Genomic DNA, 17,681 nt, shown 5'->3' on the forward strand with positions numbered 1-17,681 from the left:
CCCTGCGGTGGGCCGCACGCAGCTCAGCTAGCTCTTCATCGCTCAGTCGGTAGTCGTTCATGCGCTGGAGATTACCATGGTGAGCAGACGGTTAACGAGGGAGCCTGAGCCGAAAATTCGTATGAGACGGGTATATCTATAGCGTTAACCCGTGAAATCAATGAATAATCAATAATAAAGCATCTGCAAATAGCGGTGGAGCATATTTGAAATGGCGTTGTTTTTGAATTGAGGTCGAATTTTCCTGGTTTGGAAATTTGCAGGGGAGAATAGGTGTTTTTGAAGCGATATTTTGTGCTGGTTTGCGCCAGCTAAAGCAAACCCCAAAACAATTTTATCTACCCGGTCTGGCATTCCTCTAAAAATCAGGAAATTTCAGGAATGGTGTTGCCCCAACTGAACTCCGGGAGATCCTTGGGTTTGCGGATGTCGCCGATGATGGCGTTGTGTTGGCTGCTGGCATCGACGACTCCACAAGCAGGCAAGCTATCGGAGGCCACATGTGTCGAACTGTGCGAGGAAGGCCGGCTGTGAAATGGCGGATTGGAATTGAACGCGGTTCATGCGCATGGCAGGATCCTTATGGGAGCGTTGGCCGATTGAGTATGCGCTATTTTTTGGCGAAAAAATGACTCGGTTGAGGAATTTTTCTAATCAGTTGATGTTACGCAAGATGTCGATGAACTGCTAGATTGCGCGGATGAACCAAGATTTTTTCGAAATCTACATTGGGTTGGCCACGGTCATAGGGTTGGCGTCGATGCTTGATGAAGTCGTCAGTCATGATCAGATTACGTGTTTTCTGTCCGGGAGCGACTGGGCGTCATGAGACCTACTCTGCGCATGCAGTCCAATCATCTGTTCCTATCGATCTGCGCTGTCTTAAAGCTCGAATGCCTAAATCTAGTTCACACGTTTAATTGCTTCGTGTTACGCGCGAAACTCTATGTCGAGGCGCTTCAGCATGCCTTCAGCGAGCACAGGCACCTGAAGGCGGCTGCGTAACATCAGTAATCAAGTGATTGGAATGGCGAAAGGCGTTCTCGCCGATGCCCTCGACTCCGTGTGTGAGTAGCGTGAAGCCGTGCATATTTTGATGAATGGTGCCTATATGTCGCAAATTGACTCGAGCACTGGACTGCAGTAAGGCAAGTGGGTGGGAGGCACGTTTTCGGGCAACCGGGGATGTTCTCCAAACGGACTTCAACGCGGCTCTGAATGAGATCAAGCGGTTCACAGCAACCGGGACATGAAATGTGCCGGCGTGTTTTCTGGCGCAACTGAGCGTCAAGGGGCTTGAGTTAGACGACTCGTCGCGTCAACCAAGTGCGGATAAATCCGCCTAGTCAATTTTGACTGGGTTTTTTAGAGCAGAGTCTAGTCAAGATGCGAACCAACCTGCCTGTCACACAGATCGAGCACCAGATGGAGGACGCTCAGCTGATCGTCTCGCGTACCGATCTCAAGGGGCGAATCACGAAGGTCAATCTCGATTTTGTCGAGATCAGCGGCTTCACCGAGGAGGAGTTGATCGGCGCTCCGCACAACATCGTGCGGCATCCGGACATGCCTGCGGCGGTCTTCGAGGACCTGTGGAGTACCGTCAAGATGGAGCGTCCCTGGACGGGCGTGGTGAAGAATCGCTGTAAGAACGGCGACTTCTACTGGGTGGAGGCCAACATCTCGCCGTTTCACGAACAGGGCGACGTCGTCGGCTACATCTCGGTGCGACGCAAGCCAACCCGCGAGCAGATCGCCGAGGCCGAGGCGCTCTATGCCCGTTTGCGGGCGGGCAAGGCGGCCAAGCCGCTCTATGCGCGTATCCTCTCGCGCATCAACGATGTCTACATCACGCATGCTCTGTCTGGAGGTCTCGTCCTCATCGCGCTCCTGTTCACCCTGGCGTCGGGCGTGTCGCTTCTGAGTCTTCAGCATGCGACCGAGCGCATGATTCAGCTCACGGACAAGATTCAGGTACTGGATGACTCGAAGCAGGTGAAGGCGCTCTTCGAAGACGAGCGCACGAAATTGGAATCGATCGCGCGTCGTGCCCAGATTCAGGCGGTTGCCTATACCCTGTTCGCCATGTTTTTTTCGGCGTTGCTCGGCATCTGGCTGGTTCGCAAGATCTCATACCCATTGAAGGAGTCCTCGCGGCATCTGGACGCCTTGGCGGAAGGCGATTACAGCAAGCCGATCGTCGCTGGCAGTCGTGACGAGCTCGGCAATCTGTTGATGTCGCTCAAATCGGTCCAGGCCCGACTCGATTTCGACATGCAGGAGACCAAGCGCGTCGCCTTGGAGAACTTCACCATTCGCAGCGGGTTGGACAACGTCTCCATCCCCGTCAGCCTGTCCAACGAGCTGAATCAGCTCACCTATTTGAATCGGGCGGCGGAGGCGTTCTGGAACCAGTTGTCCGGCGACATCTCGCGTCGTGTTCCTGGCTTCAGCGTCGATCGATTGCTCGGGGCCAGTCTGGCTGATTATTTCGAGGACGAGGACGTTGGTTCGGCCTATCGCGAGAAGCTGACCGCGCTGCGGACCTTTGACATGGTGCTCTGTGAGCGCAACCTGCGTCTGACCGCTATTCCCATGTACGAGGCGTCCGGTAAATACCGAGGGCGCGTGACCCAGTGGGAGGACCGCACCTTGGAGGTGAGGGCGGAGGGTGAGATTGCGCGACTGGTGGTCGCCGCTTCTCAGGGTGATTTCGGTACCCGTCTTGAGTTGGAGGGTAAGGATGGCTTTTTCCTCCAGCTCGGCGAGGGACTGAACCGGTTGCTCGACATCATGTCGGCTGGACTGGCCGACGTTGCCGCCGTACTCAACGCCGTTGCCCGGGGCGATCTGACCCAAGGCATCGAGGCCGACTATGTCGGTACCTTCGGTCAGCTCAAGGATGACACCAACCTCACCGTTGGGCGTCTGCGCGAGGTCGTCGGGCGCATCCTTGAGGTCTCCGAGACCATCCGCAGCGCCGCCGGCGAGATCGCCGCCGGCAACACCGACCTCTCCGGGCGCACCGAGGAGCAGGCCGCCAGCCTGGAAGAGACGGCCAGCTCGATGGAAGAGCTCAACGCGACCGTCAAACAGAACGTCCAGAATGCCGACCGGGCCAACACCCTGGCGCAAGGTGCCAATGACATCGCCGCCAAAGGCGGCGACATGGTCCAGCGCGTGGTCGAGACCATGGGCGAGATACAGGACTCGAGCCGACGGATCGCCGACATCATCAGTGTCATCGACGGCATCGCCTTCCAAACCAACATCCTCGCGCTCAACGCGGCGGTCGAGGCCGCGCGAGCGGGCGAGCAAGGGCGCGGGTTCGCTGTCGTTGCCGCCGAGGTGCGCGCTCTGGCGCAGCGCAGCGCCCAGTCGGCCAAGGAGATCAAGGGCCTGATTACCGACTCGGTGGGTAAGGTCGAGGGCGGTGCAACGCTGGCCGGTGAGGCTGGGACGACGATGCAGGAAGTGGTCGAGCGCTTCAGTCAGCTGGTGCTGCTGGTCGATGAGATCACGCAGGCCTCGCGCGAACAGAGCGCTGGCATCGATCAGATCACGCTCGCGGTGGCGCAGATGGATGAGGTGACGCAGCAGAATGCGGCGCTGGTCGAGGAGGCGGCCGCAGCGGCCGAGAGCCTGGACGATCAGACAAGCGTTCTGGTCCGGGCGGTGTCGGTGTTCGATCTGGGCGATGGCTCAAGGCGGTCCAGCGGTGGCTCTCGGACGTCGTCCGCTTTGGCGGCGTTGTCGGCGCCGAGTCAGTCCGCTCCGTCGGTTTCTGAATGAGCGAGCCCGTGGGACGCCTCTGCGCGGGGAGCGGACTCAGATCGGTTCCAGCTGAGTTCGAGTCGCTCCGGCACGCCCGCTGAAGACGCGTAGATCCTCATTGATGCGTTCCCAGCAGGTTCCGCTCAGACGGTCGATCGGCCCCGAGACGCTGGCCGAGAGATGCAGGTCGGGCTCCAGCAGATAGAGCTTCAGCAGCAGCTCGATCGGTTCCTCGGTATCGCGAGGGTAGAGTTCCAGCTCCAGCTCGAAGGAGGTCGTGGCCAGACGCGGGCGTCTGGTCTCGACCCTGGCCAGGTCGCAGCTCGGCTCCGTGCAGCGCTGGCTCAGGGCGTAGGCCAGCTCGCGATCGCAGAAGACGCAGATCTGGGTCTCGATGTCGGCCAGATGCCGTTCGGCGTCGCGCAGTCGCTGCGGTGTGTCCACCTCGTCGCGGATCTGATTGCGCAGCACCCGACGCAAGCGATCGAACGCCTTTGGCAGTGTCCCGCTGTGGAATCCGCGTCGTAGGAATCCGCGCATGGTTTCGCCGTGGAGTCCGACGATCGCGGGTTCGATCAGGGCTTGGGGTAGATCCGGTCGGCGCACCACCATCAGTTCCGGCCTAGGTCCAGGCTTGTCAGTAATCCGCCCGTGGTTCGCGGCATAGACCTTCCAGTTTTCCTTCAGCTCCCAGACCAGGAAGCCGGCCAGACCCGGCAGAAGCAGCACCGTGAGCGTGATGAACGGATAGGCGATCCACTTGGGAAGCAGGGGTTCCAGAAGGTCCAGCATGAAGCCGGTGATGACCGGCAGGAAGGGCAGCATCAGCTTGTGTGCGATGGTCACGAGCGGGAAGTGCTTGACGGGGTTGATCTGTGGCTCAACCAGCACCGTGACGTAGAACTGGATCAGCGACTGGAGCAGGCTCCAGATCGGTACCAGCAGCGACTTGAGGGCGAGTTGCAGGATCGATTCGCCCAGATGATGGCTGAGGAGTTCCTCGATACGGTGCAGACCCTGCTGGAAGCGGCGGGTCAATTCTTTGAAGAACAGCATCAATTCCTTGATCAGTCCCATCACCAGGGCCTGGTTCAGTCGGCGCAGGGCCTGCATGCTCGAACTCGCCAGATTGTCGAGCAGTCGCCGTCCTCCAGGCGTGTTGTGGGCCAGCGTCCCCAGCGCGAGCGTGAGTGCCAAGAGCGAGACGCTGGGTTCGATCGGCTCGTCTTGGATGAACGAGGCGAGCCCGGCCACGGGCAGCACGATCAGCGAACCGGTCAGCGCGGGCCTCATCAGATAGCGATCCACACCTCGGATCAGGTCGGTGTTGAGCAGGGTGCTCACCGGACGCCAACGCAGCAGCCGACGCAGCCCGTCGTAGAGGACGAGTCGCAGTGTCCACCAGAGCGAAACGATGAAAACGTGGAATCCGGTCCGCCCGACACGGGTATGGGCGATGCCGTTGATTGCGAGTCCCAGGGCACCGACCAGCCAGAGGGTTGCAAGATGGAGCCTGGAGTGATGGTCCGTGATGAGTGCTGCGACGACATCGATCGTCTTGAGGCCGAGAAAGGCGAGGCCGAACGGTAGGATCAGATGACGCAGCACCAGACGTCCGGGAGGGGTGCCGAACAGCGGGGCACTGAGCTGCTGCAATCCCTTGATATAGAACTCGCCTGGTTGATAGAGCCCGGGTAGGCATCGCGCGGCCTGTCGGTCGAAGCGCGACAGTCGATCGCCGAGCATGAATTCGCGTGGACGGAGGTCCTGCAGCCGCAGTGCATTGCGCGCGACCATGTCGCGGAAATCCGTGAATCGGAGATGGCGCCGCCGCCGCACCACGTCCATGAGTTCGCACAGCAGCTTGTTGAAGGCGACCTGCTCGCGGTGATTCGACGGGGTGAAGTCGGCCTGTCGCAGCGCGCGTTCCAGGAGGGGCTTGAGTTTCTTTTCGTTCTGCACACTAACCCGTTCGGCGAGTGCCAGCAGTGTGCGCCTGTAGCCTTCTGTCTGCTGCGCGGACCAGCCTAAGCGTTCCAGTCGATTCATGGCGCTGTCGAGCGCGCGTAGTGCCTTGAGGTTCGCCTGGAAGGGAAGGATTTGCCGCAGCGGATCCCGGCCTAGGGTTAGCATCCAATGCACTGGGCGCAGGCGATAATAGGTCGTGCGGCTCTCCAAAAGGACGCGCTCGAGCGTCTTCAGCAGGCTGCAGGCGGTTCGGGATCGGCGCGACTCATGCACCGCCTCGCCCAGACGCTCGGTCAATCCGTTCAGCTCATGGGCGGTGAGTGGGGAGAGCTTCCATTGCGCCGCCAGCAGGTCGGCCAGCGCCTGCTCGATGTCGGATCGGCGCCGCGCTAGGATCTGTCTGACGCGATCGGCATCTGGGGCACAGGGCTCGCCCATGGCCTCGAAGCGGTGCTGAGCGCGGGCTAGGCGCGCGATGGCGAGCGAGTGGCGATCCTGATGCTCAGCCCGTTGGGCAAGTCGAATCTCGCGGCTGAAGAGGGTCAGATGGGCGCTCAGACGCATGCCTCTTGCCGGTTTACGCGGCCTCCAAGGTAAGCGGAAGAGGCCGGTGAGGACCAACATCAGGTTCAGGAAGGGGACTGAGAACGCCAGAAACAGATCGTGCAACCCGGTCCGCCAGTTGCGGCGCGGCAGCTGTGATCCCTGACGTAGTGCTGCCAGACAACGCGCCTCGGCGCCGTCACTCGCCCCCTGGAAAGGCGTCTCCAGGGAGACTTCATCGAGCGTATTGCTCTGCTCCCGATGCGATATCAGGGAAGGGGGCGAGCCGTTTGCCAGTGACGGATCCGTTTCGCGGTCTGGATCTCCGCTCAGATAGCTGAGTCCGAGTGGTAGGGGCGTGTGCCGCGCCGAAGGTCCGCAACGATGGTCGGGCCGGGAGCGTTCGAGCAGTTGGGGCAACGGGCCGTTCGTTTCTGGCGGTGGTAAATCGAGTCCACTCTCGGTCAGCCAGCGATCGAGTTCCGCCCAATCGCGGATGGCCGGAAAGAAATAGCCGCGAATACCTGGACTGAAATAGCGCAGCCGTGCAATCAAGGCCACGAAGGCCCGGCAGACCGGTGCATCATCCAGTCCGGGGGGTACGATGTCGTCGTGCTCCAGCACCTCACGGACCTCGGCGAAGGCGCGCAGTCCGATCATGCCCCGTAGCGCGGTCGGGCCGAAGCGTTCCTGGTCCTGATTGTCGTTGCGTGCCTCCTGCCAGGAGCGTGCAACCTCGCCCTCGAAGCGTCGCGCCCAGTAGTCTCGCAGCAGGCGGGTGAAGCTTGCCGCGTCAGATCGAACGCTGAACGGCGTCGGCAGCAGAATGACCTGATTCGGCAGATTGAGTCCCTCGACGACCGCCAGCGCCTCTGGATTCTCCGTCTCCAGCACTTCGAGGAATGACCGGGTCGGCATCAGGTAATAGGGCAGGGCCGGGATCGAGCCGTCGAGATCCGTGTCGTCCAGATGCTGGGCGATCAGGCGCTCCATGGCGCGAGGATGGAAGAGAAAGATCCCTTCGGCGGGTTTGAAGACGCGTGCTCGGAACTGCCGCTCTGCGGACTCGGCGGTGGTCAGAGGGGGGTGATGTGACACGGTGGCGCGATCCGTTGGCAGGTGAGGGCGGGCTCGGGCGGCTCGGGGTGCCTTTCAAGGGCCGATGAAATAGTCGATGTCGACGATGATTGCGGACAGGATCAGCGGTATAATCAACCGCTTCGGGGCATTTCGGATTACTTTAAGGAGCAATGACCCTCGATCATGCACTACCGAGTCTTCTATCTGTTCGAACGGTCCGGGGAATCCATCTCATCGGCGAGTGCCGTCGAGATGAGTGCCCGCGCCATTTGCGAGCAACTGCTTCCGCGTCTGCAAGGCGCGGACGACTATCTGGGTATCATCGATAGCCAGGAGAATACCTTGCAGATCCTATGCGATCCAGACAGCGACCGTTATTGGGTCGAATTGCCGCTCGACGCGGCCAAGGCATCCTATGGGCGCCACATGGGCTTCGACGAACTACGTGATCTCATGTTGACGCTGCCGGAGGTGTTCGACCGCGAGGCCATTCCAGGGCTCGAATATCGACCTTGGTGAGAGGTCACCTCATTATTGCGGGGGCTCACTCTTCATGGTGCCTCGCACCAGCCGAATGAGCCCATTCTGCGCTTTTCCGGGGCGATAGTAGCTTCCCTTGAAGAAACTGACGCTCCACACCCGTCCTAAACCACCGCTGTCGATCGATGAGGTCCAAAAAAGCGATCCTTGAGTGTTCGGGAACACTTGGGGGTTGATTGAGGGCGATGGGTGGCAGCGCTCCACGATGCTGAGCAACTCCTCGCCGGTCGGTAGACGCCAGCCATCCTTCGTTTGCGCCTCGATGAGTCTGTTGGCCCTGTCCCAGGTGACCGATTTGGGACGACCGCTACAGACGTTCTTTTTGGCGTCCCACGTCTGACCCAACGCGCACCGCTGCCACTCCAAACTGGTGGTTTTGTGCTTTACGGCCTTGCCGTCCTCGATGACCGAGAAGTCGCTCGATGGCGTGGTCTCGGCCACGCCCTTGAGGCAGGCATCTGCGGCGTCCGGGATGTCGGCTGCGAGTACCAATCCTGTCAGCGATAGGGTCAGGCATCCGGTCGAAAGAAAGGTGAGTGCTCGTCGCGGAGGTGTCATCGGGTTCGTCGAAGGTGTTTCAACGGATCCTTAGCTGAGATCGGTCCGCTCAGGGTAACAAAGTGGTGCCCTTGTCTTCAGCATGTGCGGATCGGTTCTGTGATCTGGTTTGAATCCTGAGTATGCTCTGACTTATTGAGCCACTCGGTGCTTGGTTGCGCCCGAGAGGCGGCGCGATCGATTCCTGGCGCGGTTTGCGTCGATCCACGGGATTCATGCGGTCAATAGGTCGCGATGCAAGAGGGTTTTCGAGGTCGGATGGATCCTGTCCGCAATCCCAGGCATGGGGTTCGCTGTTTCGGGACGTGCATGGACAGACTTGTATCCCGTGCGATTCGACCCACCTCGGTTATGGACAGTGCTGTGAATTCGTTAAACTGGCCCCATGATTATCGACGCACCAGAGTCATGGATCGATGGGTTGCAACTAAAATGGCCGTTTCGACCTGACGCTATCGATCTTTTTTCGCCGGGTGTCGCCGCTTCAGCGGATTCGGACACCAATCCATGCGTCTCCCGTCGAGGCGCTTCAATCAGGAGGATCAGATGTTGAGAAAGGTTTTCACCAGACTGTGTGTTGGGGTGCTGACGGTTGGGTCGCTCGGCGTCCTACCTATGGCCAGTGCGCAGACGTCCGTCCCGGTCGCGGGGGCCGCTACCAGTACCACGTTGAGCGGCACGGTCACCGTGGTCAATGTGGAGAAGCGCATGCTGACCATCAAGACGGATGAGGGGCGCTTCGTGGTGCTTCGTGTTCCGCCCGAGGTTAAGCGGCTCGATCAGATCAAGATCGGCAATGCCTTGACCGTCACCAAGACCCAGCTGTTGCTGCTCGATCTCGTGAAGGGCGATGCCCCCGCCGGGGTCGGTGTTGACAAGGAGTCCTCCATGATTCAGGGGCCAGCGAACAAACCTTCGGGCGCGATCATCGATTCGGTCACGATCAAGGGAGTCGTCGAATCCGTCGATCAGAAGGCGTCGACCGTGACGGTCCGCGGCCCCGCTGAGGTGCGAACCTTCAAGGTCGAGGATCCCGCCCTGCTGGATGCGGTCGCCCCGGGCGACGGCGTTACCGCGACCTATGCAACCGTCATTGATGGCGAGGTCACATTCCAGTAAGCGTTACGCCATCAAGCCTTGATGGCGCTTGAGTCCGCACCGTTCTCCGTGGGGGTCACCTCCACGGAGAACATTTGACCAAAATCAGCTAGCATGTTGCTGCTGCTCTTGGACGGCGAAAGATCGAGGATGCCCGGTTTCAATGGGCGCATCCTGTACCTGAAATCGCAGGCTGTTCAATAAATAGGTGGCAGCCGTGATGCGGACTGCTCGACCCCCCAAAAACCCCATCGGCTCGGTCGCCGGCCTCAGCGTGTCTCCCACGATCAGGCCCCGATCCACGCTTCCTTTTTTCATGCTTTTCGATCGTTGCGCTCAACTGGCGACGGAACACGATGTCTTGCGTTGCGAGACGGTTTGGACGGTGTTCTCGGCCAAGAACGACGAGCGTTTGGATTCGAGGGGCGCAAAGAGGTCTGCATCATGTCTGGGTCCATAAGACGAATAGTGTTGGCGCTTGCGGCCTTGATGGCGATTGCGTCGCCCGTCTGGTCGCAGACGTTCCTGTTTGCGGATGCAAACGAGGTCGGCGTTCCCGAGGCGTTGCGCGATTGGATTCCCTGGGTGCTCGACGCAGGACAGGGGGGCGATCGTCGTGCCTGTCCATCGGAGCCGAACGGCCCCGCCCGGATCTGCGTCTGGCCAGGTCCTCTGATGCTGGATCTGGGCTCGCGGGGCGGACGCTTCTCTCAGGATTGGCATCTGTTCGCCGAGGATTGGGTTCGGCTTCCCGGCGACGCGGATGCCTGGCCCAGGAATGTGATGGATGGTGATCGTCCGGTTCCCGTGGTCGAGCGGGACGGACACCCGGCGGTGAAGCTGGATGCTGGGTCTCATGCATTGACTGGAGCGTTCGTCTGGTCGGAGACGCCGGCCTCGCTCGCCACCGCCCCTGGCACCGGGTTATTGAACCTGACGCTGGATGGCGCGCCGCAATCGCAGCCGCGTCTGGAGGGAAAGGGGCGTCTCTGGCTCTCCGATGCGGCGCGGTCGCGTTCTGCGGATCTGGAGGAGCGGCTGAGTGTTCAGGTCTTTCGACGCCTGGACGACAGCCTGCCGTTACGGGTTCTGACGCGTCTTGAGCTTCAGGTCTCCGGTGGGGTCAGGGAAGAGCGCCTGGGTCCGGTGACCTTGCCGGATGGCGTCCCCATTGCGATCGAGAGCCCGCTTCCCGCGCGGCTTGGGTCGGACGGCTCATTGCGACTGGAGGTGCGGCCTGGTCGCTGGGTGGTCGAAGTGACCGCCTACCATGCGGGCTCGGTCCAGTCTTTGGCGCGACGCCAATTGCCGTCGCCCTGGCCGGCGCGGGAGGTGTGGGCCTTCGCCGCGCATCCCGAGCTGCGCCGAGTCGAGATCCAGGGCGTGGAGTCCATCGATCCCAGACAAACCCCCATTCCAGACGATTGGGCGCGTCTGCCCATCTATCTCGTCGGTCCCGAGGACCGGATGCGTTTGGTCGAGCAGCGTCGGGGCGATCCGGATCCAGGTCCGGATCGACTCGCCCTAGAGCGTGACATCTGGCTGGATTTCGATGGCGCGGGCTACAGCGTCCGGGATCGGATGCGGGGGGATCTGAACCGGCTTTGGCGTCTGGATGCCGACTCCGAGCTGCATCTCGGACAGGTCAGGGTGAACGGTACGCCATCGCTCATCACCCGGCTCGATTCCTCGGCGCCCGTCGGTGTCGAGGTGCGTCAGGGTCGGTTGGATCTGGTCGCCGACTCTCGGATCGAGGATGAGCCGGGTCGGCTTCCGGCCTCTGGGTGGCTGCCGACACTGGATCAGGTGCGCGCCCATCTACATCTTCCTCCTGGCTGGGATCTGCTCGCCGTGTCGGGCGTCGACAACGATGCCCGGACCTGGTTGACACGCTGGACGCTGCTGGATCTCTTTCTGGTGCTCATTCTGACACTCGGCGTCGGCCGAATTTGGGGATGGGGTTGGGGTCTGCTGGCCTGGGTTGGACTGAGTCTCACCTGGCACGCCCCGGGCGCACCCCAACTGGTGTGGTTGAACCTGCTGGCCGCCGCAGCCCTGCTCAGGCTGCTGCCTGCGGATGCGATTCAGAAGGGCGTGACGAGGCTCAGATGGCTGGTGCTCTGGTACAAAAGACTGACGTTGGTCGCGCTACTGGTCATCGGATTGCCCTTCCTGGTCTCTGAGGTGCGTAGCGCGCTCTATCCGCAGCTTGAGCGCGGTGGCGGCGGGTTCGGGATGGCGGACACCTTGGTGGGAGGCTTCGGGCGCAATGCAGTGCCGGAAGCAGCGCCCAATGCCGACTTTGAGGAGATCCTTAGCGATACAGAGGTCGCCGTGAAACGCGCGCCGGCCTCGTCTGCTCGGGTACCCGAGCCGCTGCCTCCGCCTCCGATGATGGATCCGAAGGCACGCATCCAGACCGGACAGGGCGTGCCCGACTGGCACTGGAGCCGCTTCGATCTCACCTGGAACGGGCCGGTCGGTACCTCGGACGTGGCGCAGCTCTGGTTGTTGACGCCGACCTGGAATCTGGTGCTCTCCCTCCTGGGATGTGCGCTGCTGATTCTGCTCGGTCTGCGTCTGGCCGGGATCGATTTCCCCAGACGCGTGGGGCGTTTCGCCACCCTGCCAATCCTGGTGCTCGGCGTCTGGACGGCGGCCCCGATGGACTCTGCGGTTGCGGCCGAGGTTCCCTCGCCCGAGCTCCTGCGGGAGCTTCGAGCACGCCTGCTCGCTCCCCCTGATTGTCTGCCGAGCTGTCTCGACCTCCCGATGCTCGGAGTGCGCGCGACGCCGGATCGGCTGACCCTGGAGCTCACACTGGATGCCGCAGTGGACATGGCGGTACCCGTGCCGGGCGGTGGCGACTGGATGCCCGTCGATGCGCGGCTCGATGATCGGCCGCTCAAGGGTATGAGCCGGGATTCGGCGGGCCATCTGCTGGTCCCACTGGAGGCCGGTCGGCATCGGCTCAGGCTCGAGGGCCCGCTACCCGCGACTAATCAGCTCGACCTGTCATTGCCCCTGGCGCCCCGAGCCATGACGCAGGATGTCGAGGGTTGGCGGCTCGAGGGTTTGGATGCGCGAGGGCGTGCGTCCGGTCAGATTCGGTTCGTTCGTCTGTCCGAGACGCGACTTTCGGCCGAGCGGGAGCTGGTTCAGGGGGCCTTGCCGCCGCTGATCCAGGTCGATCGCCGTCTGTCGTTCGGGCTCGATTGGCGGGTCCAGACCCGGGTGATCCGGCTCTCATCGCCCGACTCTCCCATCGTGACCGAGATACCCTTGCTGCCGGGCGAATCGGTTCAGACGCCGGGTCTGAGGGTGCGTGACGGGCAGATCCAGATCGCGCTGACTCCAGGACAGACGCGTCTCGATTGGTCCTCGCGCCTTGAGCCGAGCGCCGAACTCGATCTGACGGCGACGTCCGATGCGGGCGTCGCCGAGGTTTGGCATCTGAATGTCGGCCCCATCTGGCACCTGGATTACGAGGGACTGTCACCGATCCATCATCCGGGCGAGGGACGGACCTTGCCGACCTGGAGACCCCTACCGGGCGAGCAACTGCGACTCCGAATCGTCCGTCCGGTCGGAGAGCCTGGCCCCACGCTGACCATCGATCGTGTCGACCTCAAGGTCGCGCCGGGACCGCGCGGGAGCGATGTTCACCTCGACCTGGCGGTGCGTAGCAGTCAGGGTGGTTCGCATGCGATTCGGTTGCCCGAGGGGGCTGAGCCGGTCGAGGTCCGTGTCGATGGACGCAGTTTGGCCGTGTCCTCCGGGACGCGCCAGATCGATCTGCCGCTGGTTCCGGGCGAACAGCGGATGCAGGTCACCTGGCGCGATCCGGCACCGCTTGCGCTCGGTTTTACGCCGGCCGGGCCGGATCTGGGAAGCACGGCGGTCAACCTGAATCTGTCGCTGCAACTGCCTCGGGATCGCTGGGTGCTTTTTGCCACGGGGCCGCGACTGGGACCGGCGGTGCTCTTCTGGGGTGTGCTGTTGGTTCTGACCGTGCTGTCCTGGGGGTTGGGGCGCAGTCGGATGACGCCCTTGCGGATGCACGATTGGTTGTTGCTGGGAATCGGGCTGGCGCTAGCCGAGGTCTGGGTCGGACTGCTGGTCGCGGGTTGGCTCTTCGCCCTGGGGTGGCGGCGTCGGCTCGACGAGACCGGCAGCGCTTGGCGCTACAACCTGACTCAGGTCGGTCTGGTGCTCTTGACCCTGGTGGCGCTGGCGGGTCTGGTCGGGGCGGTACAGCAGGGATTGCTTGGCCGGCCCGAGATGCAGATCATCGGCAATGGGTCATCCGGTACCTTGCTGCGCTGGTACGCAGACCGAGGTGGTCCGACCCTGCCGGAAGTCTGGGTGCTCTCGGTGCCCATGTGGGTCTATCGGGCGCTGATGCTCGGGTGGGCGCTCTGGCTCGCCTTCCGTCTGCTCGATTGGTTGCGCTGGGGTTGGGAGGGGTTTGCCCATCCCCAACTTTGGCGTGAGCGTAAGGCGGTCAAGGTGGCCGCCGATCAGACGGTTGGCGATCGGGCGCCTGGTCGACCATGACCTGAGTCAAGGCGGCCGTCGACTCCTCTGTCGAGAATCGAGGTATCGCAAGCCACCAGCGACGGTCATCGATCCACAGACGACCCTGGTGGTCGAAACCTCTGACCCAACAGGATCCGGCCATGTCTTCTCGTATCACCGACGCCTTTTCTCAGGACCACCACCGCTGCGACCATCGACTGGCGGCGGCCGAGTCAGCGGCGAAGGACAGCGACTGGGCGCGCATGACGGGGGCCGCCCAGGATCTGGTCGAGGCGATGGAGCGACATTTCGAGCAGGAAGAGTCCTCGTTGTTCCCCGCCTTGTCGGAGTGCTTCCCGGCTTCGGCGAGTCCGATCGAGGTCATGTGCTCCGAGCATGCCCAGATGCGCCATCTGTTCGAGGATCTCCAGGAGTCCGTTCGGGGGCAGGATCGCAGCGCCTATCTCGGTATCCTCGAAACGCTGCATTTTCTGGTGCAGCAGCACAACTACAAGGAAGAGAGCGTGCTCTATCCCCTGGCGGACAGGGCACTGGGCGCTCGCGCGGGCGATTTCGCTGAGCGTATGGCCGATGTCTGAACCCGTCGTGCCCCAGGTGTTGGATGTCAGTCGGCTGGCGCCTCCGGAGCCCTTGGAGCGCGTGCTGGACGCCCTGGCGGATCTGCCGGCCGGGCGACCGCTCTGGGTGCTGCATCGGCGCGAGCCCTTTCCACTCTACGACCTGCTCCGGCGCATGGGGTACGGCTGGCGCACGCTAGGCGAGGATCCGCGTGTCGAGATCCTCATCTGGCCGCTCGCCAACCCGCCCTCGGAGGCCGAGTTGGCCTGGAGGATTCCGTCCTGAACACCGCTGGGCTCAGTCTCGATCAGGCCCCGCCGATCGGCATTCCGTTCGCCTTCTTCATGGCGGCTCCCCTGTTCGCGCTGCTCGCAGCCCTGATCTTGGTGCTGGAGGGCGATCAGATTCTCGCGACGCGCTGGAGCCCGGCGACCCTGGCGACGATCCATCTTCTGGCGCTGGGATTTCTGACCCAGATCATGTGCGGCGCGCTCTTTCAGATGCTGCCGGTCTTGGCCGGTTCTCCTGTGGCGCGCGCGCTTCTGGTCGGGCGTGCGACTCAGATCCTGCTGACCCTGGGAACACTGTTCCTCTGTTTTGGGCTCTATTGGGGTCATCAGGGACTGCTGGTGCTCGGTGGGCTGACGCTCGCCGTCTGCGTGCTCCTGTTCGGTTGGGCGATCGGTGCCGCGCTGCGACGTGCCCGGGGCGCCCAATACACGGTGATGGCGATGCGTTTCGCCCTGATCGGTCTCTTCGTGACGCTGGCGCTTGGACTCTTTCTGATCGCCGGGCTGCTGGGTGCCGAGAGCGTCCGTTTTGCGCGATCCGACTTCGCCCGTTGGGTGGATCTGCATCTGGCCTGGGGGTTGCTGGGCTGGGTCGGGGTGCTCGTCATGGGCGTCGCCTATCAGGTGGTGCCCATGTTCCATGTGACGCCTGGCTATCCGCGCTGGCTGATGCGGAGCGCGGTTCCGGCCGTGGTTGCCGGGCTCTTGATCGCCACACTGGCGATGGGGCTCGGTATGGGCGTCTGGGCCGGGTTCGGTTTGGCCCTGACGGGCGTCCTTGTCTTCGCGCTGGTGACCCTGGACCGTCAGCATCGGCGCGAGCGGCCGCGGGTCGATGCCACCTTGCTCTATTGGTGGACGGCGATGACTTCGGCCATGCTGGCCGCACTGCTTTGGGCGTGGGGCGGTCGGGCCGAGCCGATCGGCGTTCTGGCCTTCGTCGGGGTGGGCATCGCGCTGCCGAGCGGGATGCTGTTCAAGATCATGCCCTTCCTCAGCTGGTTCCATCTCCAGTATCGGCAGCTCTCCGGGCGCCGTTTCGACGTGCGCATCCCGCACATGCACGCCTTTATCCCCGAGCGTTCGGCGCTGATCCAGTTCGGTCTCTATCTGGTGTCTCTGGTCTTGTTGCTGCTGGCGGCGATTTGGCCGGAACTCGCCTTTTCGGTCTGGCTCGTCCGGCTGGGAGGGCTCGCCACAGCAGGCGCGATCGGCTTTCTCTGGTGGTTGCAGCTGCGCTGCTCCGCCCAGTATCGAAGCTTCAGCCGGCGCTTGGCCTGATCGGCGGGCGGTCTTCCGCCTCGCTCAATCGCGAGAGGAGGATGTCGATCAGTCCCGGATGGGTTCCGACCAGTGGGGCGATGTGAAGCCGCAGCTCAGGGTGGCGCGTCTGAATGGCGTCGCAGATGTCCCTGATGTCGCCGCCGGGACCTGCATGTCGTCCCGGCCCGAGAAAGAGCATGGAGAGTCGAATCGGGCCGTGACTCTTTCGGGCGATGCGGTCGAGTACCGCTTCGAGCAGCGGGCCGTTGAAGTCGTACTCAGAGCCTGGGCGGCGTTCCATCACCGCCTCTTGGAGCTGAACGTCGGGGCCGAGTCGTTCGGCGAGACGCGCGCCGAGCCAGCGGCGGACCTGGTTCACCTCCGGGTTGGGCGAGCCGTGATCGACCAGGACAACGCTCGCCCGTTCGATATCCGCCTCTCGAGACGCCTGATCGAGATTGTCGAACAGGATATCCACCAGACGTGGTTCGCCTTCTGGCAGTGGACAGAGTTCGGGTGCGATCCGCAGCCGGCAGGGGCCGAATCGACGCTCGACTTCGGAAACCGATTCGGGAATGAACCGCGAGAGCGCGCGTGTCGGGCCGAAAAAGAGCGGGAGCAGGACGAGGTCGCGCTGGTCCGCTGCAAGCAGCTGTTCGAGCGCCTGGGTGAAGGTCTCGGCGGGTTGTCCGTCGAGTTGCTCGGGATCGATGTGGTCCGAGTGGAGCAGTGAGACGGGCTGGACCGGCTCGCCGATGCGCTCTGACAGCAGACCGGCGAGCCGGCGCAGATTGAGCGTCGATGCGGCGCGCTTGGATCCGTTGTCGACCAGCAGGATGCGGCGCATCGTTCAACCTGGCGGATTGTTCGACGAGGCGTCCGAGGCCGCCCGGTTGCGCGACCAGGCGTTTGGATCGAGCGTCACCTTGGCCTGGGTCGGTGTCTTGTGCGAGCCCTCGGGGCGGGTGCCGATCCAGAGCGCGACCAGTCCGAGGATGCCGCCGACCAGCAGGGCGATCGGCCAGGTCGGTCGCACGATCAGGATCCAGATGAGCAGGCTTGAGCTCATTCCGATGATGGCGGCCTTCTTCCCGGTTCGGCAGATTTCTCCGCTCTCAAGGAAGCGTCGGATGGATTCGCCGAAGCGCGGATGATTGACCAGGAAGCGAACGCGTTGGGGGTGGCTACGTAGCCACAGCCAGGCCGCGCAGATCCAGAAGACGGTGGTGGGCATCAGCGGCACCAAGATGCCGACGAATCCCAGGCCGAAACAGAACCAGGCCAGCAGGTTGTAGACCATGCGCCGTCGCGGACTGATCTGGGCGTGTTTGGGTTCGAGTGGCGGCTTGTCGGCCTGCATGCGGGGCTGCTCCGGGTTGGTGTCTTGCGTCCGGTCCGCGAGTCCGCCTTGATGCGTGCTCGAATCTCGACGCGCGATGCGCTGGAGAAACCGGATGAAATCGGTAAGTT

At 62.5% G+C, this 17,681-nt stretch carries 11 protein-coding genes and 1 pseudogene; 8 read left to right on the top strand and 4 right to left on the bottom strand.

Annotation, left to right across the window (positions count from 1 at the left end; all coding sequences use genetic code 11):
* Positions 1 to 834: 834 nt before the first annotated feature.
* Both THIDRDRAFT_RS27300 and THIDRDRAFT_RS27090 read left to right on the top strand, forming a co-directional pair.
* Positions 835 to 1,005 (top strand): annotated as a pseudogene (locus THIDRDRAFT_RS27300) (IS701 family transposase); the annotation flags it as partial.
* A 381-nt stretch (positions 1,006 to 1,386) separates the two neighbouring features.
* Positions 1,387 to 3,792 carry a methyl-accepting chemotaxis protein gene (locus tag THIDRDRAFT_RS27090; protein ID WP_007040529.1) on the top strand — a complete coding sequence of 802 codons (2,406 nt, stop codon included), beginning with the start codon at positions 1,387 to 1,389 and terminating at the stop codon, positions 3,790 to 3,792.
* A gap of 36 nt (positions 3,793 to 3,828) precedes the next feature.
* On the opposite strand, the gene THIDRDRAFT_RS09040 is transcribed toward THIDRDRAFT_RS27090, so the two are convergent.
* A complete protein-coding gene (locus tag THIDRDRAFT_RS09040; protein WP_007040530.1) occupies positions 3,829 to 7,383 on the bottom strand; it encodes a hypothetical protein in 3,555 nt (1,184 codons plus the stop codon).
* Between the two features lie 165 nt (positions 7,384 to 7,548).
* On the opposite strand from THIDRDRAFT_RS09040, the gene THIDRDRAFT_RS09045 reads away from it, so the two are divergent.
* The gene (locus THIDRDRAFT_RS09045; protein WP_007040531.1) at positions 7,549 to 7,884 is read left to right on the top strand and encodes a hypothetical protein; all 336 of its coding nucleotides are present in this window, start codon (positions 7,549 to 7,551) and stop codon (positions 7,882 to 7,884) included.
* A 12-nt stretch (positions 7,885 to 7,896) separates the two neighbouring features.
* On the opposite strand, the gene THIDRDRAFT_RS09050 is transcribed toward THIDRDRAFT_RS09045, so the two are convergent.
* The gene (locus THIDRDRAFT_RS09050; RefSeq protein ID WP_007040532.1) at positions 7,897 to 8,463 is read right to left on the bottom strand and encodes an Lcl C-terminal domain-containing protein; all 567 of its coding nucleotides are present in this window, start codon (positions 8,461 to 8,463) and stop codon (positions 7,897 to 7,899) included.
* A 546-nt stretch (positions 8,464 to 9,009) separates the two neighbouring features.
* On the opposite strand from THIDRDRAFT_RS09050, the gene THIDRDRAFT_RS09055 reads away from it, so the two are divergent.
* From THIDRDRAFT_RS09055 to THIDRDRAFT_RS09080, 5 genes are all read left to right on the top strand, one after another.
* Positions 9,010 to 9,582, top strand: coding sequence for a copper-binding protein (locus THIDRDRAFT_RS09055; RefSeq protein ID WP_007040533.1), 573 nt, complete (start codon positions 9,010 to 9,012; stop codon positions 9,580 to 9,582).
* 423 nt (positions 9,583 to 10,005) lie between these two features.
* Positions 10,006 to 14,118 carry a hypothetical protein gene (locus tag THIDRDRAFT_RS09065; RefSeq protein ID WP_007040535.1) on the top strand — a complete coding sequence of 1,371 codons (4,113 nt, stop codon included), beginning with the start codon at positions 10,006 to 10,008 and terminating at the stop codon, positions 14,116 to 14,118.
* Between the two features lie 122 nt (positions 14,119 to 14,240).
* A complete protein-coding gene (locus tag THIDRDRAFT_RS09070) occupies positions 14,241 to 14,678 on the top strand; it encodes a hemerythrin domain-containing protein (protein WP_007040536.1) in 438 nt (145 codons plus the stop codon).
* Positions 14,671 to 14,943: a DUF2249 domain-containing protein gene (locus tag THIDRDRAFT_RS09075; protein ID WP_007040537.1), complete on the top strand. Its 273-nt coding sequence runs from the start codon at positions 14,671 to 14,673 to the stop codon at positions 14,941 to 14,943. Before THIDRDRAFT_RS09070 ends, THIDRDRAFT_RS09075 begins: the two co-directional genes overlap by 8 nt.
* A 59-nt stretch (positions 14,944 to 15,002) precedes the next feature.
* Complete coding sequence (locus tag THIDRDRAFT_RS09080; RefSeq protein ID WP_007040538.1) at positions 15,003 to 16,229, top strand: hypothetical protein; 1,227 nt, start codon at positions 15,003 to 15,005, stop codon at positions 16,227 to 16,229.
* Here the strand turns inward: THIDRDRAFT_RS09080 and THIDRDRAFT_RS09085 are convergent.
* Together THIDRDRAFT_RS09085 and THIDRDRAFT_RS09090 are read right to left on the bottom strand one after the other, a co-directional pair.
* Positions 16,210 to 17,058: a sirohydrochlorin chelatase gene (locus THIDRDRAFT_RS09085; RefSeq protein ID WP_007040539.1), complete on the bottom strand. Its 849-nt coding sequence runs from the start codon at positions 17,056 to 17,058 to the stop codon at positions 16,210 to 16,212. The two genes, THIDRDRAFT_RS09080 and THIDRDRAFT_RS09085, sit on opposite strands and share 20 nt — an antisense overlap.
* 3 nt (positions 17,059 to 17,061) lie before the next feature.
* Complete coding sequence (locus THIDRDRAFT_RS09090; RefSeq protein ID WP_007040540.1) at positions 17,062 to 17,571, bottom strand: YbaN family protein; 510 nt, start codon at positions 17,569 to 17,571, stop codon at positions 17,062 to 17,064.
* Between the last annotated feature and the right edge of the window lie 110 nt (positions 17,572 to 17,681).

The sequence above is a fragment of the Thiorhodococcus drewsii AZ1 genome, assembly GCF_000224065.1.
GTDB lineage: Bacteria > Pseudomonadota > Gammaproteobacteria > Chromatiales > Chromatiaceae > Imhoffiella > Imhoffiella drewsii.

Excerpts from the sequence above, each read along its gene's own strand:
- THIDRDRAFT_RS27090 (WP_007040529.1), top strand. The coding sequence starts at position 1,387 with ATGCGAACCAACCTGCCTGTCACACAGATCGAGCACCAGATGGAGGAC.
- THIDRDRAFT_RS09045 (WP_007040531.1), top strand. The coding sequence starts at position 7,549 with ATGCACTACCGAGTCTTCTATCTGTTCGAACGGTCCGGGGAATCCATC.
- THIDRDRAFT_RS09050 (WP_007040532.1), bottom strand. The coding sequence starts at position 8,463 with ATGACACCTCCGCGACGAGCACTCACCTTTCTTTCGACCGGATGCCTG.
- THIDRDRAFT_RS09055 (WP_007040533.1), top strand. The coding sequence starts at position 9,010 with ATGTTGAGAAAGGTTTTCACCAGACTGTGTGTTGGGGTGCTGACGGTT.
- THIDRDRAFT_RS09065 (WP_007040535.1), top strand. The coding sequence starts at position 10,006 with ATGTCTGGGTCCATAAGACGAATAGTGTTGGCGCTTGCGGCCTTGATG.
- THIDRDRAFT_RS09070 (WP_007040536.1), top strand. The coding sequence starts at position 14,241 with ATGTCTTCTCGTATCACCGACGCCTTTTCTCAGGACCACCACCGCTGC.
- THIDRDRAFT_RS09075 (WP_007040537.1), top strand. The coding sequence starts at position 14,671 with ATGTCTGAACCCGTCGTGCCCCAGGTGTTGGATGTCAGTCGGCTGGCG.
- THIDRDRAFT_RS09080 (WP_007040538.1), top strand. The coding sequence starts at position 15,003 with ATGGCGGCTCCCCTGTTCGCGCTGCTCGCAGCCCTGATCTTGGTGCTG.
- THIDRDRAFT_RS09085 (WP_007040539.1), bottom strand. The coding sequence starts at position 17,058 with ATGCGCCGCATCCTGCTGGTCGACAACGGATCCAAGCGCGCCGCATCG.
- THIDRDRAFT_RS09090 (WP_007040540.1), bottom strand. The coding sequence starts at position 17,571 with ATGCAGGCCGACAAGCCGCCACTCGAACCCAAACACGCCCAGATCAGT.